The organism is Ramlibacter henchirensis, assembly GCF_004682015.1.
Classification (GTDB): Bacteria; Pseudomonadota; Gammaproteobacteria; order Burkholderiales; family Burkholderiaceae_C; genus Ramlibacter; species Ramlibacter henchirensis.
This window is the reverse complement of record NZ_SMLM01000001.1, coordinates 1,054,910-1,078,374: the sequence shown is the minus strand read 5'-3', so window position 1 is coordinate 1,078,374 and position 23,465 is coordinate 1,054,910. Positions and strand designations below refer to the sequence as shown.

Annotated in this window: 22 protein-coding genes; 17 read left to right on the top strand and 5 right to left on the bottom strand. The window is 70.6% G+C overall.

The features are described from left to right. The first annotated feature begins 107 nt into the window (after positions 1–107). From EZ313_RS05340 to EZ313_RS05330, 3 genes are all read left to right on the top strand, one after another. Positions 108–1,691: a sensor histidine kinase gene (locus tag EZ313_RS05340; RefSeq protein ID WP_205960333.1), complete on the top strand. Its 1,584-nt coding sequence runs from the start codon at positions 108–110 to the stop codon at positions 1,689–1,691. Between the two features lie 112 nt (positions 1,692–1,803). After that, positions 1,804–2,055: a hypothetical protein gene (locus EZ313_RS05335; protein ID WP_135262159.1), complete on the top strand. Its 252-nt coding sequence runs from the start codon at positions 1,804–1,806 to the stop codon at positions 2,053–2,055. A gap of 5 nt (positions 2,056–2,060) precedes the next feature. Next, a complete protein-coding gene (locus EZ313_RS05330) occupies positions 2,061–2,456 on the top strand; it encodes a cupin domain-containing protein (RefSeq protein WP_135262158.1) in 396 nt (131 codons plus the stop codon). Between the two features lie 5 nt (positions 2,457–2,461). Here the strand turns inward: EZ313_RS05330 and EZ313_RS05325 are convergent, their stop codons facing one another. Further along, entirely contained in the window at positions 2,462–3,181 is a 720-nt protein-coding gene (locus tag EZ313_RS05325; RefSeq protein ID WP_135262157.1) for a Crp/Fnr family transcriptional regulator, read from the bottom strand. Positions 3,182–3,345: 164 nt separating this feature from the next. On the opposite strand from EZ313_RS05325, the gene EZ313_RS05320 reads away from it, so the two are divergent. Further along, positions 3,346–4,158 (top strand): sensor histidine kinase, encoded by an 813-nt coding sequence (locus EZ313_RS05320; RefSeq protein ID WP_167772512.1) that lies wholly within the window; start codon positions 3,346–3,348, stop codon positions 4,156–4,158. On the opposite strand, the gene EZ313_RS05315 is transcribed toward EZ313_RS05320, so the two are convergent. Continuing rightward, positions 4,145–5,101, bottom strand: coding sequence for a Bug family tripartite tricarboxylate transporter substrate binding protein (locus tag EZ313_RS05315; protein WP_135262155.1), 957 nt, complete (start codon positions 5,099–5,101; stop codon positions 4,145–4,147). The genes EZ313_RS05320 and EZ313_RS05315 overlap by 14 nt on opposite strands. A 22-nt stretch (positions 5,102–5,123) precedes the next feature. Next, complete coding sequence (gene hisC / locus EZ313_RS05310; protein WP_135262154.1) at positions 5,124–6,137, bottom strand: histidinol-phosphate transaminase; 1,014 nt, start codon at positions 6,135–6,137, stop codon at positions 5,124–5,126. Between the two features lie 227 nt (positions 6,138–6,364). Between hisC and araD the strand changes: the two genes are divergently transcribed. From araD to EZ313_RS05280, 6 genes are all read left to right on the top strand, one after another. Beyond that, positions 6,365–8,110, top strand: coding sequence for an L-arabinonate dehydratase (araD, locus tag EZ313_RS05305; protein ID WP_135262153.1), 1,746 nt, complete (start codon positions 6,365–6,367; stop codon positions 8,108–8,110). 2 nt (positions 8,111–8,112) lie between these two features. Then, entirely contained in the window at positions 8,113–8,568 is a 456-nt protein-coding gene (locus EZ313_RS05300; RefSeq protein ID WP_135262152.1) for a PaaI family thioesterase, read from the top strand. Positions 8,569–8,740: 172 nt separating this feature from the next. Next, positions 8,741–10,483, top strand: a complete 1,743-nt coding sequence (locus EZ313_RS05295; RefSeq protein ID WP_135262151.1) for an ABC transporter ATP-binding protein — start codon at positions 8,741–8,743, stop codon at positions 10,481–10,483. Continuing rightward, positions 10,473–12,308 carry an ABC transporter ATP-binding protein gene (locus EZ313_RS05290; protein ID WP_135262150.1) on the top strand — a complete coding sequence of 612 codons (1,836 nt, stop codon included), beginning with the start codon at positions 10,473–10,475 and terminating at the stop codon, positions 12,306–12,308. Before EZ313_RS05295 ends, EZ313_RS05290 begins: the two co-directional genes overlap by 11 nt. Before the next feature lie 41 nt (positions 12,309–12,349). After that, a complete protein-coding gene (locus tag EZ313_RS05285; protein ID WP_135262149.1) occupies positions 12,350–12,610 on the top strand; it encodes a hypothetical protein in 261 nt (86 codons plus the stop codon). A gap of 66 nt (positions 12,611–12,676) precedes the next feature. After that, positions 12,677–12,937 (top strand): hypothetical protein, encoded by a 261-nt coding sequence (locus tag EZ313_RS05280; protein ID WP_135262148.1) that lies wholly within the window; start codon positions 12,677–12,679, stop codon positions 12,935–12,937. A gap of 238 nt (positions 12,938–13,175) precedes the next feature. Here EZ313_RS05280 and EZ313_RS05275 read toward each other — a convergent pair whose 3' ends face one another. Further along, a complete protein-coding gene (locus tag EZ313_RS05275; RefSeq protein ID WP_167772511.1) occupies positions 13,176–13,592 on the bottom strand; it encodes a response regulator in 417 nt (138 codons plus the stop codon). Positions 13,593–13,736: 144 nt separating this feature from the next. On the opposite strand from EZ313_RS05275, the gene EZ313_RS05270 reads away from it, so the two are divergent. From EZ313_RS05270 to EZ313_RS05255, 4 genes are read left to right on the top strand one after another with little or no spacing between them, the layout of a single operon-like run. Continuing rightward, the gene (locus tag EZ313_RS05270; RefSeq protein WP_135262146.1) at positions 13,737–14,942 is read left to right on the top strand and encodes an efflux RND transporter periplasmic adaptor subunit; all 1,206 of its coding nucleotides are present in this window, start codon (positions 13,737–13,739) and stop codon (positions 14,940–14,942) included. A gap of 13 nt (positions 14,943–14,955) precedes the next feature. Then, a complete protein-coding gene (locus tag EZ313_RS05265) occupies positions 14,956–18,126 on the top strand; it encodes an efflux RND transporter permease subunit (protein WP_135262145.1) in 3,171 nt (1,056 codons plus the stop codon). Continuing rightward, positions 18,123–19,520, top strand: coding sequence for an efflux transporter outer membrane subunit (locus tag EZ313_RS05260; RefSeq protein ID WP_135262144.1), 1,398 nt, complete (start codon positions 18,123–18,125; stop codon positions 19,518–19,520). Before EZ313_RS05265 ends, EZ313_RS05260 begins: the two co-directional genes overlap by 4 nt. Positions 19,521–19,579: 59 nt before the next feature. Next, positions 19,580–21,016 (top strand): C13 family peptidase, encoded by a 1,437-nt coding sequence (locus EZ313_RS05255; RefSeq protein ID WP_135262143.1) that lies wholly within the window; start codon positions 19,580–19,582, stop codon positions 21,014–21,016. 15 nt (positions 21,017–21,031) lie between these two features. Here EZ313_RS05255 and infA read toward each other — a convergent pair whose 3' ends face one another. Next, positions 21,032–21,292, bottom strand: a complete 261-nt coding sequence (gene infA, locus EZ313_RS05250; RefSeq protein WP_135262142.1) for a translation initiation factor IF-1 — start codon at positions 21,290–21,292, stop codon at positions 21,032–21,034. A gap of 393 nt (positions 21,293–21,685) precedes the next feature. Between infA and EZ313_RS05245 the strand changes: the two genes are divergently transcribed. The 3 genes from EZ313_RS05245 (at position 21,686) to EZ313_RS05235 (ending at position 23,428) form a co-directional block, all read left to right on the top strand. Continuing rightward, positions 21,686–21,898 (top strand): DUF3606 domain-containing protein, encoded by a 213-nt coding sequence (locus EZ313_RS05245; RefSeq protein WP_135262141.1) that lies wholly within the window; start codon positions 21,686–21,688, stop codon positions 21,896–21,898. Positions 21,899–22,042: 144 nt separating this feature from the next. Then, positions 22,043–22,651: a hypothetical protein gene (locus EZ313_RS05240; RefSeq protein WP_135262140.1), complete on the top strand. Its 609-nt coding sequence runs from the start codon at positions 22,043–22,045 to the stop codon at positions 22,649–22,651. Between the two features lie 78 nt (positions 22,652–22,729). Then, entirely contained in the window at positions 22,730–23,428 is a 699-nt protein-coding gene (locus tag EZ313_RS05235) for an alpha/beta hydrolase family protein (protein ID WP_135262139.1), read from the top strand. The last annotated feature ends 37 nt before the right edge of the window (positions 23,429–23,465 follow it).

Genomic DNA, 23,465 nt, shown 5'->3' with positions numbered 1-23,465 from the left:
CCGGCGAGCGCGGCTCCCGCATCCGGCGCCGCGGCACGGCCGGGCACACGCGATACTCCGGCTCCATGTCTTCCAGCTCGCCGCTGCCGCGGTCCGGATGGGCGCCCTTGCCGCTCGACCAGACTCGCCGATCCCACGTCGACGATACGAACCTGCTGGTGCGGCGCGCCGCCGACATGGGACGGCTGGGCGCCTGGTCCTGGGACTTCGGCGCGGGCCGGATCCACTGCTCGCGCGAATCCAGCGCCATCCTTGGCCTGCGGCCGGGACGCGACCCGACACCCGCCCAGGCGCGCGCCTGCTTCGCGCCCGAGCACCGCCGCAACCTGCTGGGCGCTTTCCTCGACTGCGCCCGCGCGGGCACGCCCTTCGACGTCGAGGCGCAGGTGCGGCATCCCGCCGGCGCGCGCACCTGGGTGCGGATCATCGGCGAGCCCGAATGGAACGGCATGGGCACGGTGGTGCGCATGCAGGGCGCGCTGCAGGACATCACGCCGGCCAAGCGCGCACAGGAGCAGTTGCTGGAGAGCCGCCGCGAGCTGGCCAGCCTGATGGACAACCTGCCGGGCATGGCCTACCGATGCTCGAATGCGCCCCGCTGGCCCTTGCAGTTCGCGAGCGACCGCGCGCTGGAGCTCACCGGCTACCGCGCCGCCGACCTTGTCGCGGGCCGTCCGGCTTTCGGCGACCTCGTTCATCCCGGCGATGCGCAGCGCGTGTGGGACCAGGTGCAGCAGTCGGTGCGGCAGCACCAGCGTTTCAATGTGACCTACCGCATCCGCTGCCGCGACGGCCGCGAGAAGTGGGTGTGGGAACAGGGCTGCGGCGTGTTCGACGCCGACGGGACGCTGCGCTTCGTCGAAGGGCTGATCCTGGACGTCACGTTCGCCAAGCGCATCGAGGCGGAACTCAATGCGCTGAACCAGACGCTGGAGGACCGGGTGCGCGAACGCACGGCCCAGCTGGAATCGGCCAACGCCGAGCTCGAAGCCTTCGCCTATTCGATCGCGCACGACCTTCGCGCGCCGATGACCGCGATGGCGGGCTTCGCGCGCGTGCTGCAGGAATCGCTGCCGGCGCTGGAGGGTCGCAGCGCGCACTACCTGCGCCGCATCATCGGCAACGTGGCGCAGATGAGCGACATGACGGACGCGCTGCTCTCGCTGGCCCGCCTGACCGGTGTCGACGTCGAGCCGGCCGAGGTGGACATCGGCGAGCTCGCGGCCAATGCGCTCGCCCCCTTGCAGGAACAGGAGCCCCAGCGCGCCATCGTCGCGGCCATCCAGCCCCGCCTGCGCGTGCGCGGCGACCGGCGCCTGCTGCAGCAGCTCCTGGCCAACCTGGTCGGCAACGCGTGGAAGTTCTCGCGCACGCGCGACGTGGTGAACATCGAGGTCGGCAGCTCGGGCGTGCAGGACGGTTACCGGGCTTTCTTCGTTCGCGACCGGGGCGTCGGATTCGACATGGCCCATGCGGCCAACCTGTTCGGCGCGTTCCGCCGCCTGCACGGGGCCGGCGAGTTCGAGGGCACCGGCATCGGCCTGGCGCTGGTGCGCAAGATCGTGCAGCGGCACGGCGGACGGGTGTGGGCGGACGCGCAGCCGGGCGCCGGCGCGACGATCCATTTCACCTTGCCCGAGGCGGCAGGGCCGCCCCTCGGACGCCTCGACGTGGACCTGCAGGCTTCCTGAGGCATCGGCCCGCGCTCGCGCCGACCACGGCCGAATTGCAGGCGATGCCCGACGCGCTCCCATCGGAAGGTGCCTACACCGCGCGGGGCGCGGCCCGCTTAGGGTTGCGCGCATGGAAACCCTCGAAGTCCTCGAGCGCGTGCAGGACATCGCGGACGCGGTGCACAAGGCCCAACCGTCGCGCGCGCTCTGGAAGCTGGTCGCCCGCGAACCGGGAGGGCAGGATTCGCGCGAGCTGCCGCTGGCCAGCTACCGCGCCGGTCGCACGCTGGCGCTGGAGCTGAGCGAACTCGGCCTGGTGGTCAGCATCCGCGACCCGGAGCAGCGCGTCCGCCTTAGCATCTGGCCCCCGAGAACCGACTGACGCCCATGGCCCTCCCCCACGCGCAACTCTTCGACGTCATCAACGTCTCCCCGCTCGGCGAGGCGCTCCCGCAGGCGGTGAGCACCAGCCTGATCAAGACCGGTCGCATCCAGCTGCTGCACATGGTCCTGCGCGCCCAGCAGGACCAGCCGGAGCACCACGTCAGCGAGGAGTGCACGATCCATTGCCTGGAGGGCGATGTCGAAGTGGTCACGCCGGCCGGCACCCGCCGCTTGCGCGCCGGGCAGCTGGTCGTGCTGCCGCCCGGGCAGAAGCACTCGCTTCGCGCGCGCACCGACTGCGCCGTGCTGGTGACGCTCCTTCTGCAAAACGGAGATGCGGGCCACGGAGGCGGCGCGGGTGCGCGCACGCTCTCGGGCGAGCGCCTGGCCAAGGGCTGAACGCTTCAGCGGCCGAAGTTGCTCAGCAGCACGCGCTGGCGCAGGTAGCAGCCGCAGGCCTGCCGCTCCAGGCCCCCGCGGTCCAGAACGCGGATGTGCCCGCGCGAGTAGCGCACGTAGCCCCTTTCCTGGATCCGCATCGCGGCCTGGCTCACGGTTTCGCGGCGCACGCCGATGAGGCGGGCGATCAGGTCGTGCGTCATCGCCAGCTCGGCCCGCGGGCTGCGGTCCAGCACCAGCAGGAGCAGCGTGCAGAGCTGGCGCTCGGGCGGATGGTGGCGGTTGCAGATCGCGATCTGCCAGGCCTGCCCCAGGAGCACGCTGGCGTAGACGAGCAGCACGTCCCGCAGCGTGGCGTCGGCATTGAAGAGGTCGCGCACCAGGCGGGCGCTCAGCTTGTACGCCTGGCCGGCGGCCAGCACCAGCGCGCCCGCGCCGTGCATGCCGTTCAGGCAGGCGCCGATCCCCAGCATGCCTTCGGGGCCGACCATGCCGACTTGGATCGTGGTGCCGTCCACGTCGGTGTGGACCAGGCTCATCACGCTGTCGATGGGGAAATAAACCGTGCGCACCGGCTGCCCGGCGGTCGCCAGCAGACCGCCCGCTGGAAGAAGGACGCGTTCGGACTCCTCGCTCAGGCGGTGATGCACTTCCCGGGGAAGTTTCGCCAGCAGGCGATTGCCGGAGTAATCGCAGCTGGACGGTATCGCCGTTTGTTCTTGCATGTCGGCCTCCCGGGGGTGGGAGTCGAAGAGTAGCCTTTTGGCTGCAGGAATCAAGTGCAACACTTACAACCACATACAAATGCGGTATGACCTTGGTGTTTGTACGCACCGACGGGACTGCCAAGTCAGTCTCATCCTACGTGCCATTACCTCCGGAGAGACACATGCATTCGGACGAGACTCCGACCGAAACGCAGCGCAACCCGGCCCCGGCCCCGCTGCAACGCGGCCACCTTTCGCGGGCGGCCCGGGAAAGCCAGCGCAAGGACCAGTTCATCGCCACGGTCGCCCATGAGCTGCGGAACATGATGGCTCCGCTGGATTCCGCGCTCGAGCTGCTGGAGCAAGGCCAGCGCGACCCGGAGCTGGTCGGCCGCGCGCTCCCGGTGGCGCGCCGCCAGGTGCGGCATCTCTGCCATCTCGTCGATGACCTACTCGACATCGGTCGCATCGTCAACGACCAGCTTGTCCTGGAACGCACCGTCCTGGTGCTTCAGCAGATGGTCGAGGAAACCGCCGCAGCCTGCGGCCCGATGTTCCAGGCCCGCCACCAGCAGCTCACCTTGCGGCTGGACCCGACGCCCGCCCAGGTGCGCGGCGACGCCGTGCGCTGGGCGCAGATCGTCACGAATCTTCTGCACAACGCTTCCAAGTTCACCCCGGCCGGCGGATTCGTGGAGATCGTCCTGAAGGTCGACCCGGACGGCCGCAGCGCCGAGCTGCGCGTCGCCGACAACGGCTGCGGTATCGCGCCTTCGGAGCTGGAGAGCATCTTCGGCATCTTCCGCCGGACGCGGACGCGCCCGGGCCTGGGCATCGGCTTGGCCGTCGTGCGCCGCCTGGTGGAACTGCACGGCGGCACCATCCACGCGGAGAGCGCCGGCCCCAACCTGGGCGCCGCCTTCGTGGTGCGCGTGCCGCTGCTGCCGGAAGCGCCGCCGGTGTGCCCGGCGGCGATCCAGATCACTCGGCCTTGAAGCCGGAGGCCTTGATCGGCGCTTCCCAGCGCTTCAGGTGCGCGGCCTGCATGGATGCCAGTGCCGCGCCAGGCGCGTGGCTGGGCACCAGTCCGTACGAATAGATCTTTTCCTGGATGTCGGGCGCCCGTAGAGCGTCGGACACCGCGCGGTCGATGCGTTGCACCACGTCGCTCGACATTCCCGGCGGCCCGTACAGGCCGAAGTACGCGTCGGCCGTCATGTTGATGCCGGCTTCCTTGAGGGTGGGCACGTCGGGCAACGCGCGGGTGCGCTGCTCGCCGGTGACGGCCAGGATGCGCACCTTGCCGGCCTTGTGGTGCTCCAGCGTCTCGGAAGCCGTGTCCACCATCAGCGGCACCTGCCCGCCGATCAGGTCCTGCGCCGCCGGTGCGCCGCCCTTGTACGGCACGTGCGTCATCGGCACACCCGTGGCCTGCGACAGCAGCTGGCCGGCGAAGTGAGGAACCGTGCCGGCGCCGGACGTCGCGTAGTTGGCGCGGCTGGGGTTGGCCTTCATCCAGGCCAGCACGGTCTTCAGGTCTCCGGGTGGCGCGGCCGGGCCGGCGGTGATCGCGAAGTCGAAGACGGTGAGCCTCGAGACCGGCGTGAAGTCCTTCAGCGGGTCGTAGCCGAGGTTGTTGTAGAGCCAGGGCGCGATCACCATCGCGCCGCTGGGGGACAGCACCAGCGTCTGGCCATCGGGTGCGGCTCGCTTGATCTCGCCCAGCACCAGGCGGCCGGCGGCGCCGGGCCGGTTCTCCACGATCACGTTCTGGCTGAGCGAGGCGCGCAGCTTCTCCGCGAGCACCCGGGCGATGGTGTCGGCCGAGCCGCCCGGCGGAAAGCCGACCAGGATCTTCATCGTGCCGGCCTGCGCGCGCAGGGCGGCGGGCAGGGCCAGCGAAGCGGCCGCGAGGGCGGCGAATTGGCGGCGTTTCATGCTTGTCTCCTTCGGTGGTTGTTCAGGTGGACGCGGGTGGGAGCGCAGCGAGCGCCTCCAGCACCCGCGTGTTCTGCTCCGGCAGGCCGACGCTGATGCGCAGCCAGCGCGGCAATCCATAGGCCTCGAGCGTGGCGACCAGGATGCCCTGCCCTGCCAAGGCCGAATGCACGCCGGCCGCATCGCCCACCTCGAGCATCACGAAGTTGCCCGCGGACGGCAGGCTGCGCAGCCCCAGCTCCGCGGCGCCCCGCGCAAGCTGCTCGCGTCCCTGCAGGTTCAGGGCGAAGCTGCGCGCCTGGAAGTCCTCGTCGGCCAGCGCCGCGGCGGCGGCGGCCAGCGCAGGCGTTGTGATGTTGTAGCGGGGTCGCAGGGCGTTCAGACGCGCCATCAGCGCGGGCTGGCCCACGCCATAGCCCACGCGCAACCCCGCCAGGCCGAACGCCTTGGAGAAGGTGCGCGCCACCAGCAGGTTGGGAAAGCGCCGCGCCCAGCCCATGCTGTCGTAGCGCTGCCCGGGCGTGAGGTACTCGGTGTAGGCCTCGTCGAGCAGCACGACCGCGTGCGCCGGCACCTGCTCCAGGAAGGGCAGCAGTTCGCCGCCGCGCAGGAAGCTGCCGGTCGGGTTGTTCGGATTGGCCACGAACACGAGCCGGGTCCGTTCATCGATGGCCTTCAGCATGGCCGGCAGGTCGTGCCCGAAATCCTTCGCGGCGACGATGTCGTGCCGCCCATGGGCGAGCCGCGCCGCCTGCGCATAGACCAGGAAGCCGTACTGAGAGGACACGACGCCCTCGCCCGGCTGGACGAAGGCGAGCGCGGCCAGCGTGAGGATCTCGCTCGAGCCGCTGCCCAGCACGATCCACTCGGCGGGGACGCCGAGCTTCTGCGCCAGCGCCGCGCGCAGCTGCGTGCCGGCCGCATCCGGGTAGCGGTCCGACGTGTCGAGTGCCTCCGCGGCGGCCCGGCGCGCCGCGGGCGGCATGCCCAGCGGGTTTTCGTTCGAGGCGAGCTGGAGGGTGGAAGCGGCAATCATTTAATACATTCAATATTAGCGGCGGCCCACCCGCCGAGCCATCGGGGCCGACCCTGCCGGCCGCGAGCTTTCGTTCGCAGGGCGCGCCCCATTGCGGCTCGGCGGGCCGCTGCCTACAGTCGTCGCGGCCGACCCCAGGAGTTCTTCCCGATGCCCTCTGTCCTTAGTCCCGCCCAGCTCGCCCAAGACGAGGAGAAGGGCTTCGTGCCCGACGTCCGCAAGGCCGCATGACGCGCAAGACCTCCGACCAGCTCCGCTCGGCGCGGTGGTTCGCGCCGGACGACTTCCGCTCGTTCGGCCACCGCTCGCGCGCGATGCAGATGGGTTACGACCATGCCGACTGGCAGGGCCGGCCCGTGATCGCGATCGTCAACACCTGGAGCGACATCGGCAACTGCCACTCGCATTTCCGCCAGCGGGCCGAGGAGGTCAAGCGCGGCGTGCTGCAGGCGGGCGGCTTCCCGATCGAACTGCCGGCGCTGTCGTTGGCGGAGAGCTTCGTCAAGCCGACGACCATGCTGTACCGCAACCTGTTGGCCATCGAGACGGAGGAACTGCTGCGCAGCCACCCGGTCGACGGCGCTGTGCTCATGGGCGGCTGCGACAAGACCACGCCCGGCCTGCTGATGGGCGCCCTCTCCATGGGCCTGCCCTGCATCTACCTGCCGGCCGGGCCGATGCTGCGCGGCAACTGGAAGGGCACGACGCTGGGCTCGGGCTCCGACGCGTTCAAGTACTGGGACGAGCGCCGCGCGGGCCACATCAGCCAGGCGCAGTGGATGGAGATCGAAGGCGGCATCGCGCGCAGCGCCGGCACCTGCATGGTGATGGGCACGGCGGCCACCATGATGGGCATCACCGAGGCGCTCGGCCTCACGCTGCCCGGCGCGAGCAGCATCCCCGCCGTCGACGCCAACCACCAGCGCATGGCCACGGCCTGCGGCCGCCGCATCGTCGACATGGTGTGGGAGGACCTCACGCCCGCCGGGCTGCTGACGCGCCGCAGCTTCGAGAACGCGATCACCGTCGCCATGGCCGAGGGCTGCTCGACCAACGCCATCATCCATCTCGTGGCGATGTCGCGGCGCGCGGGCGCGCAGTGCGCCGTCTCGCTGGACGACTTCGACGCCTTCTCGCGCAAGGTGCCGGTCATCGCGAACATCCGGCCCAGCGGCGACCGGTACCTGATGGAGGACTTCTACTACGCCGGCGGCATGCGCGCCCTGATGAAGCGGCTGGCCGAAGGCGGCCTGCTGCACCTGGATGCGATGACGGTCACCGGCGCCACCCTCGGCGCCAACCTCGAAGGCGCCGAGGTGCACGACGAGGACGTGATCCGTCCGCTCTCCAACCCGATCTACCGCGAAGGCGCGCTCGCCGTGCTGCGCGGCAACCTCGCGCCGGACGGCTGCGTGATCAAGCCCAGCGCCTGCAGCCCGCACCTGCTCACGCACACCGGGCCCGCGCTGGTGTTCGACGACTATCCGTCGCTGAAGAAGGCGATCGACGATCCGGATCTCGACGTTACGAAGGATCACGTGCTCGTGCTGCGCAACGCCGGCCCTCAAGGCGGCCCCGGCATGCCGGAGTGGGGCATGGTCCCGATCCCGACCAAGCTGGTGAAGCAGGGCGTGCGCGACATGGTGCGCATCAGCGACGCGCGCATGAGCGGCACCAGCTACGGCGCCTGCGTGCTGCACGTCGCGCCCGAGGCCTATGTCGGCGGCAACCTCGCGCTGGTGAAGACCGGCGACCCGATCACCGTCGACGTGCCCAGCCGGCGCATCCACCTGCACGTCGGTGACGAGGAGCTCGCCCGCCGCCGCGCCGCCTGGACGCCACCGCCCCGACGCTTCGAGCGCGGCTACGGCTGGATGTTCAGCCGTCACATCCGGCAGGCCGACACCGGCTGCGACTTCGACTACCTGGAGACCGGCTTCGGCGCGCCCACCGGCGAGCCCGCCATCTACTGACCATGCCCCAAGATCCCGACACCAGCGCGCAGTCCGCGCGCCCGCCCGCCCTCGACAGCGCCCGCATCCAGGCCGTGCTCGAGCCGCTGTTCCCCGGCACCATGGGCGTGAAGCTGCTCGAGGCCTCGCCCGATCGCATCGTCGGCCAGATGCTGGTGCGCCCCGACCTGTGCACCAGCGGCGGCATCCTGCACGGCGGCGCCTACATGGCCTTCGCCGACACGCTCGGCGCCGTCGGCACCGTCGTCAACATGCCGCAGGGGAAGATGACCACCACGACGGACTCGAGCACCAAGTTCACGGCCGGCGCCAGGGTGGGCACGACCGTGCGCGGCGAGTGCGTGCCGCTGCATCGGGGGCGGACGACCATGGTCTGGCAGACCTCGATCACCAACGAGGCGGGGAAGCTGTGCGCGGTAGTCACGCAGACGCAGTTGCTGATGGATGCGCGGGGTTGATGCGGCGCTGAGACGCCAGGAACCAACCGCGCCGTCATTCCCGCGACCACCTGCCACGCGGCGCCCGGCTCAAGCAAACCGGCAAATCCGCACGCGGGCACGCCCATACCCGCCTGCCTAGAATCCCCGCTTCCGCCCGCCGCTCCCGCGCGGCGCGGCGCCCTCCTCCTCCATGTCCCTGTACCGCCTGATCGGCCAGTTCCTGCGCCGCCACTGGGTCGCCTATTCGATGTCCGGGGTGATGCTCACCGGCATCGCGCTGCTGATCGTGTGGATCCCGCGGCAGATCGGACACGTGGTCGACGAGCTCGTCGCCGACCGCCTGACGCAGCCGCAATTGCGCGAGCAACTGCTGTGGCTGGTCGGCGCCGGGCTGCTGGTCTACCTGCTGCGGGTGGGCTGGCGGCTGCAGCTCTACGCGGCGGCCTACCGCCTCGGCGTCGAGCTGCGCCAGCGGCTCTACTCGCGCCTCTCGCACCAGGGCCCGGCCTTCTACCAGGACCGCCGCACCGGCAACCTGATGGCGCTGGCCACCAACGACATCGATGCGGTCGAGATGGCCGCCGGCGAGGCGATCCTGGCCGGCTTCGACGGCACGCTCACGCTGGTGCTGGTGGTGGGCGTGATGGCCTTGGGAGTGGATGGCCGATTGGCCGCGATCGCCCTGCTCCCTTTTCCGCTCATGGCGCTGGCGTTCTGGTGGATCTCGCGCCACGTGCACGACGCCTCGAAGCTGGCGCTGGACCGGTTCGGCGCGCTGAATGACCATGTGCAGGAGACGCTGGCCGGCGTGCGCACCGTGCGCGCGCTCGGCTTGCAGGCGCGCAGCGAGGCGCAGTTCTCGGCGCTCGCGGCCGGTGCGGCGCAGGCCAGCTACCAATCGCAGCGCTGGGAGGCCGCGTACGAACCGGCGGTGGGTCTGTCGCTCGGCGCGGCCACGGTGCTGACGCTCGGTGCCGGCGGCTGGCTGGTGTGGCAGCAGGAGCTGAGCCTCGGCCAGCTCACCAGCTTCAGCCTGTACCTGGGCCAGCTGATCTGGCCGATGTTCGCGGCCGGCTGGGTGCTGTCGCTGCTGGAGCGCGGCAAGGCCGCCTGGGGGCGCCTGCATCCGGTGCTGGATGCGCCGCTCACGGTGGACGACCACGGCACGATCGAGCGCGTCGAACCCGGCCCGCTCGAACTGCGGGATGTGCGGTTCCGCTATCCGGGCAGCCCGCGCAATGCCCTCGACGGCGTCTCGCTTCGGCTGGACCCCGGCCGCACGCTGGGCCTCGTCGGTGCGACGGGCGCCGGCAAGACCACCCTGCTGCGGCTGCTGCTGCGTCATCACGCGCCGGACACCGGTTCGCTGCAGTGGAACGGCAATGACCTGCAGGCCTACACGCTGGGTGCGCTGCGATCGGCGATCGCGTGGGTGCCGCAGGAAGCCTTCCTGTTCTCCGCCAGCGTGGCCGAGAACATCGCGCTGGCGCGGCCGCAAGCGACCCGCGAGGAGATCGAGCATGTCGCCCGCCTGGCCGCCGTGCACGACGACATCGTCCGCCTTCCGCGCGGCTACGAAACGCCCGTTGGCGAGCGCGGCGTCACGCTCTCCGGCGGACAGCGCCAGCGCGTCGCGATCGCCCGCGCCCTGCTGGCCGACGCGCCGATGCTGCTGCTGGACGACGCCCTGTCGGCGGTGGACACCGAGACCGAGGCGCGCATCCTGGCCCACCTGCGGCAGGCGCGCGTGGGCCGCACGGTGGTGATCGCCAGCCACCGGCTGAGCGCCGTCGCGGACGCCGACCACACGATCGTGCTGCGCGACGGCCACGTGATCGAGCACGGTCCGCATGCGCAACTGCTGGACCACGACGGCTGGTATGCGCGGCAGTGGCGCTACCAGCAACTGCAGGCGAGCCTCGATGCCAGCTGACGCCCTCACCTCCACCGCGGACACGGCCGCCCCGCCTCGCCGCCGCGCCCTGGTGGGCGACGCCGCGGCGCTGCTGCTCAAGGCCGCGGCGCCCGAACGCCGCCATCTCGTCCACGCCATCGGCTGGCTGCTGCTGGCGGCCGGCCTGGAAGCGCTCGGACCGCTGGCGGGCAAGTTCCTGATCGACCACTACCTCGTGCCGCGCCAGGCGCGCTGGGTCGAGATCGGCGCCCTGCTGCTGGGCGCGCTGGTCGCCGGCTGGGGCGCCAGCCTGCTGCGCTATGGCCAGATGGTGCGACTGGCCGGGGTGGCGATGCGCTCGGTGCAACGCGTGCGCGAGCAGGTCTACGGCCACGTGCTGCGGCTGCCGATGACGTTCTTCGACCGCGCCATCACCGGCCAGCTGGTCAGCCGCGTTACCAACGACACGGAAGCCGTCAAGACGCTCTACGTGCAGGTGCTGTTCGTCGTGCTCGACAGCCTCATCGTGCTCGCGGGCGCGGCCATCGCCATGCTATGGCTCGACTGGCGGTTGATGCTGATCGTCGCGACCACCGCGCCCGCGGTGGGGATCATCGTCACGCTCTACCAGCGCCTCTCGGGCCCGGCCGTCGCGCGCACGCGCGAGCTGCGCAGCGAACTCAACGCCCAGATGGCCGAATCGATCTCGGGCATGCCGGTGCTGCAGGCGAGCAATGCCACCGAACGTTTCCGGCAGCGCTTCGCCTCGCTCAACGAGTCGCACTACGCGTCGCGCCAGGTGGAGCTCAAGGCCAACGCCTGGCTGCTGCGGCCCGTGCTCGACCTGTTGAACGTCACGCTGCTGGCCGTGCTGATCTGGGTGTTCGGCCTGCGCAGCCAGGGCGGCGCGATGGGACCGCTCGAGGTCGGCATCCTCTACGCCTTCGTCAACTACATGTCGCGTGTCGTCGAGCCGCTGATCCAGATCACCATGCAGTTCGCGCAGCTGCAGCAGGCGCTCGTCGGCGCGGCGCGCGTGCACGCGCTGCTGAAGGAAGCAGAAGCGCCGCGTCCGGCGGGTCCGGCGCACATCGGCGAAGGCGAGGTGCGCATCGAGGGCCTGGACTTCGCCTACCAGCCCGGGCATCCGGTGCTGCACGGGCTGGACCTGCGCATCCCGGCGGGAAGCTTCTACGGCATCGTCGGCCACACGGGCAGCGGCAAGACGACGCTGCTGTCGCTGCTGCTGCGCTTCTACCCGGCAGCCGCGGGGGCGATCCGCATCGACGGCACGCCGATCGAAGCCATCGGCGAGGACCATTTCCGCGACCGAATCGGCCTGGTGCCGCAGGACCCGTTCCTGCTGGCGGCCACCGCGCGCGAGAACATCGCCATGGGCCGCGAACTCGGTGAGGAACAGATCGTCGAAGCGGCGCGGGCCGCGCACCTGCACGACTTCATCGCAGGGCTGGAGCACGGCTACGACACGCCCCTGGGCGAAGGCGGCGCGCGGCTCTCGGTGGGCCAGAAACAGCTCCTGGCGATCGCGCGGGCGCTGGCCGGGCGGCCGCGGATCCTGTTCCTGGACGAGGCCACGTCGCACATCGACTCGGAGACCGAGCAGGTGGTGCAGCGCGCGCTGGCCGACCTGCGCGGGCAAGTGACGATCGTGGCGATCGCGCACCGCCTGTCCACCGTGCGCGACGCCGACTGCATCATCGTGCTGAACCACGGGCGCATCGCGGAACGCGGCACGCACGAGCATTTGATGGGGCTGCAGGGCGGCATCTACCAGCGGCTCTACCTGCTTCAGCAGCTGCAGGACGACGGGGATTCCCCGCAGGAGCCGGATCAAGCCGCGTGATACAACCCGGCTCCCGCACGGCTGGCCCGGCGGGGGAATCGATGGTCAAGCCCGCGTCATCCGAAACCCGCCTTCTTCACAACCTGGTCCGCCTGCACGGCCGCGATCCGCGCGGCTTCGAGGCGACGGTGCTTCCCAGCCGGATGGTTCGCGTGATGGCTCCGTCCGGCGCCGCTTTCTATCCGCTGGAAGGCTGGACCAGCCGGTTCGTGCGCCACCTTCACCAGGGCTTCTTCGACCAGCGCCACCCCACCACGCTGTCGCGCGAGACCGGATCCAGCGGGGCCGGGGGCACCGGCTAGGCCGCCTCGACGCCCGCGCGAGACGTGCAGTGGATTCGCATGGAGCGCAAAACGGATGGGCCTAAAATGCCCACTCCCCAGCACCGCAGTCCCAGCCGCATGAACCCCGCCGACGAACGCATCCGCAAGGCGCTTGAAGCCTGGCTGGAGGCGCGCGCCGAATTCGATCCGCACGCGAAGGTGCTGGAGGATGCGCTCGACCGCTACTTCCAGAAGCAGGGACCGTTGCCCTATCCCGAGATGGAAGCCGCCGAGAAGAGCCGCATCGGCGTGGCGCAGAGCTTCCACGCCCTGTGCGATGCGATCCGCGAGCGGGGCGGGCCGTAGCGGCGATCCGGCTGCGGCTGGCGCACTTGCCGGCCGTGTGGCGAGAACCTGTCGGCGCACGGCTACATGGGGCAACCGCGCGCCCCTACCCGCGGGTACCGCCGTAAACGGCAAAGTGCCGCCATGTTCTTTTTCTTCTCCAACAAACTCGGCTGGCTCGGCTCCATCGCCGTGTCCATCGTCCTGACCCTGCTGCTGCTCCTGCTGCTCGGCGTGTTCTGAACGCCGGCCGCTTGCCTCACCCGGCCAGCGCCGTGTGCGGGTCGCGGCACCAGGCGATGAAGCTCTTCATTTCGGTGCCCTTGTCGAACACCGCGTCGGCGCCGGCACGGCGCGCGCTCTCGCGCACCGGGTCGCGGGTGTAGTTGGTCAGCAGCACGGCGCGCTGGTGGGGCGCGCGGCCGCGGCAATGACGAAGCACGTCGAAGCCATGGCCGTCGGCCAGGAACAGGTCGATCACGGCCAAGTCCCAGCCGTCCTGGTGGCTGGAAAGCCATTCGGCCGCGGCCGCGGAAGTGGTGGCGACATGCACCACTTCGGCGCCGGGCACCAGCGAGAACCACTGCGTCAGCAGCTCGCGCGCAATGGCGTTGTCTTCGATCAGCAGGATCCTCATGCGCGCGCCGCCCTCATGCACGTTGATTGTGCGGCGCATGCGCATGCGGCGCTGTAGGAATCGCTTGATGCTTTCGCAGCTGCAGCCCTTGCCGCACGCCTCCGGAGCGCATGGCCCCGCTTAATTCGCGCGTCAGTGTCGGTCCTTATACTGGCCCGTTTTGCCCACCTCAACGGCGCCCCCATGGCATCGCAGCTGCTGATCCGCACCTCGCTCCTCTCCCTTGCGCTCCTCGCGGCCGCGTGCGGCAAGTCCGGGCAGACGCAGGCCGGGCCGCCCGGCGGCGGCATGCCCGCGCCCGAAGTCGGCGTGGTCACGGTGCAGCCGCAGGACGTCGGCCTCGTCACCGAATTGCCGGGCCGGCTCGAAGCCTCGCGGGTCGCGCAGGTGCGCGCCCGGGCCGCGGGCATCGTGCAGGAACGCCTGTTCCGCGAAGGCAGCGACGTGAAGGCCGGCCAGCCGCTGTTCCGCATCGATTCCGCGCCCTACCAGGCCGCCGCCGCCAGCGCGCAGGCCACGCTGGCCCGCGCCCAGGCCAACCTCACCCAGGCCAGGAGCCTGGCCGAGCGCTACCGGCCGCTGGTGGAAGCCAATGCGATCAGCAAGCAGGAATACGCGAACGCGGTCGCTTCGCAAAAGGCGGCCGAAGCCGAGGTGGCCGCCGGCGAGGCCGCCGTGCGCACGGCCCAGATCAACCTGAACTACGCGTCGGTGACCGCGCCCATCTCCGGCCGCATCGGACGCTCGCTCGTCACCGAAGGCGCGCTGGTCGGCCAGGGCGAGCCCACGCCGCTCGCGACCATCCAGGTGATCCATCCGCTGTACGTGAACATCACCCAGTCCGCCAGCGAGGTGCTCACGCTGCGCCGAGCGATGGAAGAGGGGCGCCTGAAGCGCTCCGGCGACGGCACGCAGGTCAAGGTGCTGCTGGAGGACAACAGCGTCTACCCGCAACCGGGCCGGCTGCTGTTCTCGGACCTGCAGGTCGATCCCACCAGCGGCCAGGTGGCGCTGCGCGCCGAGGTGCCCAACCCGAACGGCATGCTGCTGCCCGGCATGTACGTGCGCGTGCTGGTCGAGCAGGCCAAGGCGACCAACGCCATCCTGCTGCCGCAGCAGGCCGTCACGCGCACCCAGCAGGGCGACAGCGTGCTGGTGGTGGGCGGCGACGGCAAGACCGCGCCGCGGCAGATCAGGATCAACGGCAGCCAGAACGGCCACTGGGTGGTGGTCGACGGCCTCAAGGCGGGCGAGCAGGTGGTCGTCGACGGCTTCCAGAAGCTGCAGATGATGCCGCCGGGCACTGCGGTCAAGACGGTGCCGTGGAACAACGGCAAACCGGCCGCGGGCGCGCCTGCCGCCCAGGCCGCCTCCGCGCCGCGCACGTAGGGAGGGCGCCTCGATGGCCAAGTTCTTCATCGACCGGCCCATCTTCGCCTGGGTCATCGCGCTGTTCGTGATCGTGCTCGGCGCGGTCGCGATCCGCCAGCTGCCGATCTCGCAATACCCGCCCGTGGCGCCGCCCGCCATCGTGGTGTCGGCCACCTACCCCGGTGCGTCGGCGCGCACGCTGGAGGAAAGCGTCATCTCCGTCATCGAACAGGAGATGAACGGCTCGCCCGGCCTGATCTACATGGAGTCGGTGGCGCAGGCCAACGGCCTGGGGCAGATCACCATCACGTTCGAGCCCGGCACGGACGCCGACCTGGCGCAGGTGGACGTGCAGAACCGGCTCTCGCGCGCCGCGCCGCGCCTGCCTGCCGCAGTGACGCAGCAGGGCGTTCGCGTGGAGAAGTCGCGATCGAACTTCCTGCTGTTCGCCATCCTGTCCTCGGACGACCCGAACTGGACGCCGGTGGACCTGGGCGACTACGCCTCGCGCAACGTGCTGCCCGAGATCCAGCGCATCCCCGGCGTCGGCCAGGCCCAGCTGTTCGGCACCGAGGCCGCGATGCGGGTGTGGATCGACCCCGAGAAGCTGGTCGGCTACAACCTCTCGGCCACGGAGGTGAACGCGGCCATCCGCGCGCAGAACGCGCAGGTGTCCTCCGGCACCATCGGCGACCTGCCCAACGTGTCGGGCCAGGGCGTCGCGGCCACCGTGGTCGTCGGCGGGCAGCTCGGCTCGGTCGACCAGTTCAAGAACATCGTCCTTCGTGCCAACACCGACGGCTCGACGGTGCGGCTCAAGGACGTCGCGCGGGTGGAACTCAACGCGCAGACCTTCGCCACCTCGGCGCGCCTGAACGGCAAGCCCTCCACCGGCATCGGCGTGCAGCTCTCGCCCACCGGCAACGCGCTGGCGACCGCCGACGCGGTGCGCAAGCGCATGGGCGAGCTGGCGCCCTACTTCCCGGCGGGGATGAAGTGGGACATCCCGTATGACAGTTCGCGCTTCGTGCGCATCTCCATCTCGCAGGTGGTGGAGACCTTGCTGGAAGCCGTGGCCCTGGTGTTCCTGGTGATGTTCCTGTTCCTGCAGAACTGGCGCTACACCATCATCCCGACGCTGGTGGTGCCGGTCGCGCTGCTGGGCACGTTCGCGACGCTGCTGGCCCTGGGCTTCTCGATCAACGTGCTCACCATGTTCGGCATGGTGCTGGTGATCGGCATCGTGGTGGACGACGCCATCGTGGTGGTCGAGAACGTCGAGCGCATCATGAGCGAGGAAGGCCTGCCGCCGCGCGCCGCCACCCGCAAGGCGATGGGCCAGATCCAGGGCGCCATCATCGGCGTGACGGTGGTGCTGATCTCGGTGTTCGTGCCGCTGGCCTTCTTCGCGGGGTCCACCGGCAACATCTACCGCCAGTTCTCGGCGGTGATGGTGTCCTCGATCGCGTTCTCCGCGTTCATGGCGCTGTCGCTCACGCCGGCGCTGTGTGCGACGCTGCTCAAGCCCGTGGAGAAGGGCCACCACGTGGAGAAGCGCGGCTTCTTCGGCTGGTTCAACCGCAGCTTCAAGCGCACGGCCCACGGCTACGAGGGCGTGGTCGCCCGCATGCTGCGCCGCGCGCCCTGGTACCTGATCCTGTACGGCGCCATCGGCGGCGTCGCCGCCCTGCTCTACAACCGCCTGCCGACCTCGTTCCTGCCGCAGGAGGACCAGGGCTACATCATCGTGAACGTGCAGCTGCCGCCGGGCGCGACGCAGGAGCGCACGCGCAGCGTGATGGAGCAGGTGGAGGGCTTCATCCTCAAGCAGCCCGAAGTCCAGAGCATGGTGGGCGTGCTCGGCTTCTCGTTCTCCGGCCAGGGGCAGAACGCGGCCCTCGCGTTCGTCACGCTCAAGCCCTGGGACGAGCGGGGCGCCGAAGGCTCGTCGGCGCAGGCCGTGGCCGGCCGCGCGTTCGGCGCGCTGTCGTCGATCCGCGACGCCTTCATCTTCCCGCTGAGCCCGCCGCCGATCCCGGAGCTGGGCACCGCCTCGGGATTCAACTTCCGCCTGCAGGACCGCGGCGGCAACGGCCGCGAGGCGCTGATCGCCGCGCGCAACCAGCTGCTCGGGATGGCGTCGCAGAGCAAGGTGCTGACGCAGGTGCGCCCCGACGGCCTGGAGGACGCGCCGCAACTGCAACTGGACATCGATCGCGACAAGGCCCAGGCCCTCGGCGTGGGCTTCGACGCGATCAACAGCGTGCTGTCCACCGCGCTGGGCTCGGCCTACATCAACGACTTTCCCAACCGCGGCCGCCTGCAACGCGTCATCGTGCAGGCCGACGCGCCGGCGCGCATGCAGCCGGAGGACCTGCTGCGGCTCAACGCGGTCGGCAACCAGGGCCGGCCGGTGCCGCTGTCCGCCTTTGCCAGCACGCGCTGGGTGACCGGCGCGATGCAGACCGTGCGCTACAACGGCTATCCGGCGATGCGCATCTCGGGCGCGGCCGCGCCGGGATTCAGCAGCGGCGCCGCGATGGCGGAGATGGAGCAGCTCGCGGCAAAGCTGCCGCCCGGCTTCGCGTTCGAGTGGACGGGCCAGTCGCGCGAGGAGAAGCTGGCGGGCGCGCAAGCGCTCATCCTTTACGGCTTCGCGATCCTGGCGGTGTTCCTCTGTCTGGCCGCGCTGTACGAGAGCTGGTCGATCCCGCTGGCGGTGATCCTGGTGGTGCCCCTGGGCGTGATCGGCGTGCTGCTGGCGAGCTTCCTGCGCGGCTACGCGAACGACGTGTACTTCCAGGTCGGCCTGATCACCATCATCGGCCTGTCGGCCAAGAACGCCATCCTGATCATCGAGTTCGCCAAGGACCTGCAGGCCCAGGGCAAGAGCGTGATCGAGTCCGCGCTGGCGGCCGCGCACCTGCGGTTCCGGCCCATCATCATGACGTCGATGGCCTTCGGCCTGGGCGTGCTGCCGCTGGCCATCGCCACCGGCGCCGGCTCGGCCAGCCAGCGCGCCATCGGCACCGGCGTGCTGGGCGGCATGCTTACGGGCACCGGCCTGGCGGTGTTCTTCGTGCCGGTCTTCTTCGTCGTGGTGCGCGGCATCTTCCGCGGCAGCGAGCGGCAGCGGAAGCTGCACGCGCACGAGTTCGGGCCCGAGCTGCCGCGCGGCGCCACCGTGGGGGACCAGGTATGAGCGGACTGCGGATTCGCCTGCTCGCTCCGATCGCCGCCGCCGTGCTGGCGGGCTGCTCGTTCATTCCGACATACGAGCGCCCTGCCGCTCCGGTCGCCACTGCGTTCCCCTACCCGTCCGCGACCGAAGGCGCGCCGGCGCGCAGCCTGGACTGGCAGCGCTTCTTCACCGATGAAAGACTGCGCGGCCTGATCGGGACGGCGCTCTCGTCCAACCGCGACCTGCGCGTGGCGGTCCTCAACATCGAGCAGGCGCGCGCGCAGTACGACATCCGCCGCGCCGACCGGTATCCCACCGTGGGCGCCGGCGTCAACGCCAGCCGCGCGCCGAACCCGGTCACCGGCGACCAGGTCAGCAGCTTCCAGGCGGGCCTGGCGTTCACCGCATGGGAGATCGACTTCTTCGGCCGCATCGCCAGCCTGTCCCAGGCCGCGCTGGCCCAGTACCTGGCCACGGAGGAAGGGCGCAAGGCGGCGCAGATCGCGCTGGTGGGATCGGTCGCCAACGCGTGGCTCGCGCTGGTCGCCGACGAGGAACTGCTCGCGCTGACGCAGCAGACCCTCGCCACCCGGCAGGAATCGCTGCGCCTCGTGAAGCTGCGCTTCGACAACGGCGTCTCGTCCGAGCTGGACCTGCGCCTCGCGCAGTCGCTGGCCGAGACCGCGCGCGCCGCGCTCGCGCAGGGGCAGCGCCAGCGCGCGGCGGACCTGAACGCGCTGGCCCTGCTGGTCGGCCAGCCGCTGCCGCCCGACTTCCAGACCGGCACCACGATGGCAGCGATCACGCTTCCCGACGTGCCCGCGGGCGTCCCGTCCGACGTGCTGGTGTCGCGCCCCGACGTGCGCCAGGCCGAGCAGCTGCTGGTCGCAGCCAACGCCAACATCGGCGCGGCGCGCGCCGCGTTCTTCCCGCGCATCACGCTCACCGCGCAGGCGGGACGCGCGAGCAACCAGCTGTCCGGCCTCTTCGACGGCGGCGGCTCCTGGGCCTACACGATCGCGCCTTCGCTGCTGCTGCCGATCTTCGATGCGGGCCGCAACCAGGCCGGGCTGGCGTCGGCGAATGTGTCGCGCGACATCGCAGTCGCGCAGTACGAGCGCGCGATCCAGACGGCCTTCCGCGAGGTGTCGGATGCGCTGGCCGGCCGCGCGACGCTCACCGAGCAGCTGGAAGCGCAGACCAACGTGGCGCAGGCCGAGACCATCCGCGCGAAGCTGTCGCAGATGCGCTTCGACGCCGGCGTGGCCAGCACGCTGGACCTGCTCGATGCGCAGCGCTCGCTGTTCACCGCGCAGCAGGCCGAGATCCAGACGCGGCTCGCGCGGCTGCAGAACCAGGTCCTGCTGTACCGCGCGCTGGGCGGGGGCTGGACCGAGTCCGCGGCCTCACCGTAAGGCCGGCGTACGGTCTTCTTGACTAGACTTCCCCTGCAGACAAACGCAGGGGGACCCTCATGAACGATGTGCAGGCGGCCGCCACGGTCGCCCCCGCCGCTTCGCAGCCGGAAGGCCGGCTGGGCCTGGCCCGGTGGATCCGCGAAGGACTCCGCACCGGCTTCCTGGTGCAGGCCCGGGTGGCGGGCCACCAGCCCGCTCCGTGGCAACTGCTGGCCGTCGTCGCCGGCGTCGTGCTGCTGGAGCTCGCCCTCGGCCGCCTCGAGGTGCCCGGCCCCGCCGAGTTCGACCTGCGCGGCTGGCTGATCCCGTGGTGGAGCAGCGGACTCTCCGCCCTGCTGGTCTGGGCCGCACTGTGGCGCCACCGTTCCGCGGCGTCCGCGCCACGACCCGCGGGTGTGGCCACCTGGTTCCTTCTTTCGTTCGTCGGCACCGTGCCGCTGCTGCTCGCCGGCGAGGCGCTGAACATCGCCCATGCGCGGGATGCGATCCCGTCGTGGCTCGCCTCCGGCGCCGTGGCCTGGACCTTGTTCATCGGCCTGATCGTGTGGGGCTTGCTCATCCAGCTCTGGCTCGGCGTGCAGTTCGGGTTGCGCCGATGGCGGCTGGTCGCGCTCACGAGCGCGCTGTTCGGGCTGTCACTGCTGGGCGCCTGGCATTTCCGGGACAGCGCCTGGGAGGCGATCCGCGAACGCGATGACCGCCCTCGGCTGTCGCTGACCCAGGAGACCTTCGAGCGCCAGCAAGCCCTCTGGCAGGAGTCGGTGCAAGGCCTGGCCCCGCAGCGCCCCGGCGTGGTCGACGTGTACGGCCTGGTGTTCGCGCCTTACGCCTACGAGGACGTGTTCCTGCGCGAGAGCGACATGGTGGCCGGCGTCCTGGCCGACCGCTTCGAGGCCCAGGGCCGCGTGCTGCGGCTGGTGAACCATGCGCGCACCGCCGACTCGCTGCCCTGGGCCACGCCGCTCAACCTGCAGCGCGCGATCTCGGCACTGGCCCAGCGCATGGACCGCGAGCAGGACGTGCTGGTGGTCTACCTGACGTCGCACGGCGCCAGCAATTTCCAGTTGGCGGCGGAGCACTGGCCACTGCAGGTGCCGGGCCTGACTCCGCAGGACCTGCGCCAGGCCCTCGACGCGGCCGGTATTCGTCATCGCGTGATCGCCGTCTCGGCCTGCTACTCGGGCGGATGGGTGCAGCCGCTCGCGGGCGACACCACGCTGGTGATGACGGCGGCGGACCCGGAACATACGTCGTACGGCTGCGGCCGCAAGTCCGAGCTCACCTTCTTCGGCCGCGCCGTGTTCCACGAACAGCTGCGCGCCACCCATTCGTTCGAGCAAGCCTTCGCGGCGGCCGTGCCGGTGATCAAGCGGCGCGAGGACGAGGCGGGCAAGCCCGACGGGTTCTCGAATCCGCAGATCCAGGTGGGGGCGGGGATCCGGCCGGTGCTGGATCAACTTTCGCGGAGGTTGGACGGGGCTGCGAAGCCCTGAGTCTGGAGCTGGAACTCAGCGCCGCCGCTGCGGCGCCGCGAACGCGCCGTCACGCTGCGGCAGGTGCCGGAACATGATGCGCCCCTTGTTCAGGTCGTACGGCGAGAGCTCCAGCGTCACGTAGTCGCCGGCGATGATGCGGATGTGGTTCTTGCGCATCTTGCCGCCGCTGTAGGCCACCAGGTTGTGCCCGTTGTCCAGTACCACGCGGTAACGCGAATCGGGCAGCACTTCCTCGACCCTTCCGCGCATCTCGATCAGATCTTCCTTGGCCATGACGACTGTTCCTCCTGCTGCGTTGGCATGTGCGTCGTGGGCGCCCGGCCCTGCCCGCGCATGTCCCCACGCGGCGTCGTGCCGTCCATGGCGGCGGCACGCAAGCGTTCCGGGGTTGAGGGGCCGGCACGAGGCCGGGGCGCTGCGGGCCGGCGGTGCCTTCGTGGAAGGCGGGGCCCGCGTCCGGAGCACGTGACGTTGCGCGTTGCCCCGGAAAACGGCCGTTATTTTAGGCGCGCACCAGAGGCCTTGCCGCCCACGGGAAAAGCATCGAAAGGGGCGCGCGCTCTTTCGTCCGCGTCGCCCGCAAGCGCGATCAGCAGCGTCCTACAGGGTGCGCCGCAGAGCCTGCCTAGGATGCATGCCAACCAGATCCTCGAAGGAAACCGACCCATGTCCGGCAACAGCAGGAACACGACCGGGGCGAAGGTCGAACACATCGACGTCACGTACGACTGGGAGTTGTGCGTGTGGGCCCGGCACTTCAACACCAGCGAGAAGAACGTCAAGGAAGCGGTGGCCGCCGTGGGCAGCCGCGCCGACCATGTGCGCGAGCACCTGGCCATGAAGCGGCAGCAGGCCAGCGAAAGACCGAGCTCGCGCTGATCGCGCAGCGTCCCGGCGCACGCGCAAACGGCTGAGCTCGTAACACTCAGCCATATCTGCAGTAATTCCCGCGGGCTTGGCAACACACCGTACACGTCCGCGACCTGAATATGACCTCCGGCCTGGGGCCGCATGGGGCGCACATTGACCGACGTTTCGCAACCCGGTGGCAGCTTCGATCCGCGGCGTTCGCACCGCGCGGAAGAGCGCGCCCTGGTGCCGCCCGGCGTCGAGGACCCCAGCGAAGCGGCCTGGCGCGACTACCACGCATCGTGCGTCGCCCTGGACCAGCAGATCGCGAGGTGGCGCGCGAGCGCCGCGGTCGCGGCCCGGCACGTGATCGCACGGGCGGCGGCGAGCAGCCAATTGCCGCAGAAACCAGCGCGGCGGCGGCTGGAACTCCCCGCGCCCTCGGGGCGGCGCACCGCCGTCACGCTGGACCAGGTGCTGCAGCTCACGCGCACCAACGCACGCCTGTGTCCCCTGCCCGGCCCTTGGCGCTGCGTCTACCTGCTGCTGCCGGAGTTGCGCGAGCACGGGCGCGTCCTGCGCGCGCCCGAGCCGGTCCCGGCCCACGCCTGGAAGCAGACGCCCGAATTGCGCAAGCAGCTCACGCTGCGCGCGCAGATCGACTGGGCGCATCGGCACGGCGCACTCACGCGCCTCTACGACTGCCTCGCGGCGCTGCGCGAGCAGGACTGGCATCACCTGCCGTCGCTCGCCTGGCCGGAGCTGCAGCGTCCGAGGGGCTAGGCGGCCGGTCCGGGCTCAGCGCATCTGCTCGCGCGAGCTGACCGTCCATCGCCGCTGCGGGCGCGTATCGTCCGAGCCATGAGCCCCGAACCTTCGCAAGCGTTGGAGGTGAAGTTGCCGGACGGCGGGACGGTGTCGGCGCTGCTCGATGCGCCGGACACACCTCGCGCCGCATTGATCATGGCCCACGGCGCCGGCGCGGGCATGCGCCATCGTTTTCTCGCGGCCGTCGCGCAAGCCTTGTGCGCCCGCGGCGTCGCGGTGTTGCGCTACCAGTTTCCGTACATGGAACAGGGTGCTCGCCGGACCGACCCGCCCGCGGTGGCCCATGCCTGCGTGCGTGCCGCGGTGCGTGAAGCAGCGACGCGACTGTCCGGCGTGCCGCTGTTCGCCGGCGGCAAGTCTTTCGGGGGCCGCATGACGTCGCAGGCGCAGGCGCTGGAGCCACTGCCGGGCGTCCGCGGCCTGGCGTTCTTCGGCTTTCCGCTGCACCCGGCCGGGAAACCGTCCACCTCGCGCGCCGGGCACCTGGCCGAAGTCCGCGTGCCGATGCTCTTCCTGCAAGGGACGCGCGACACGCTGGCCGACCTGCAGCTGATCCGCCAGGTCACCGAAGGGCTCGGGTCGCTCGCCACTCTCCACGTGGTCGAGGGCGCCGACCACGGCTTCGACGTGCTCGTCAGTTCGGGCCGAACGGCGTCCGACGTGCTCGAGGAACTGGTCGGCGCGCTCTGCGGCTGGATGGACCAGGCGGCACGGCCGAGCAGCGCCGCCTGACAGCCGATTGCGAATCGCACGCACGCGCCCGCCGCAG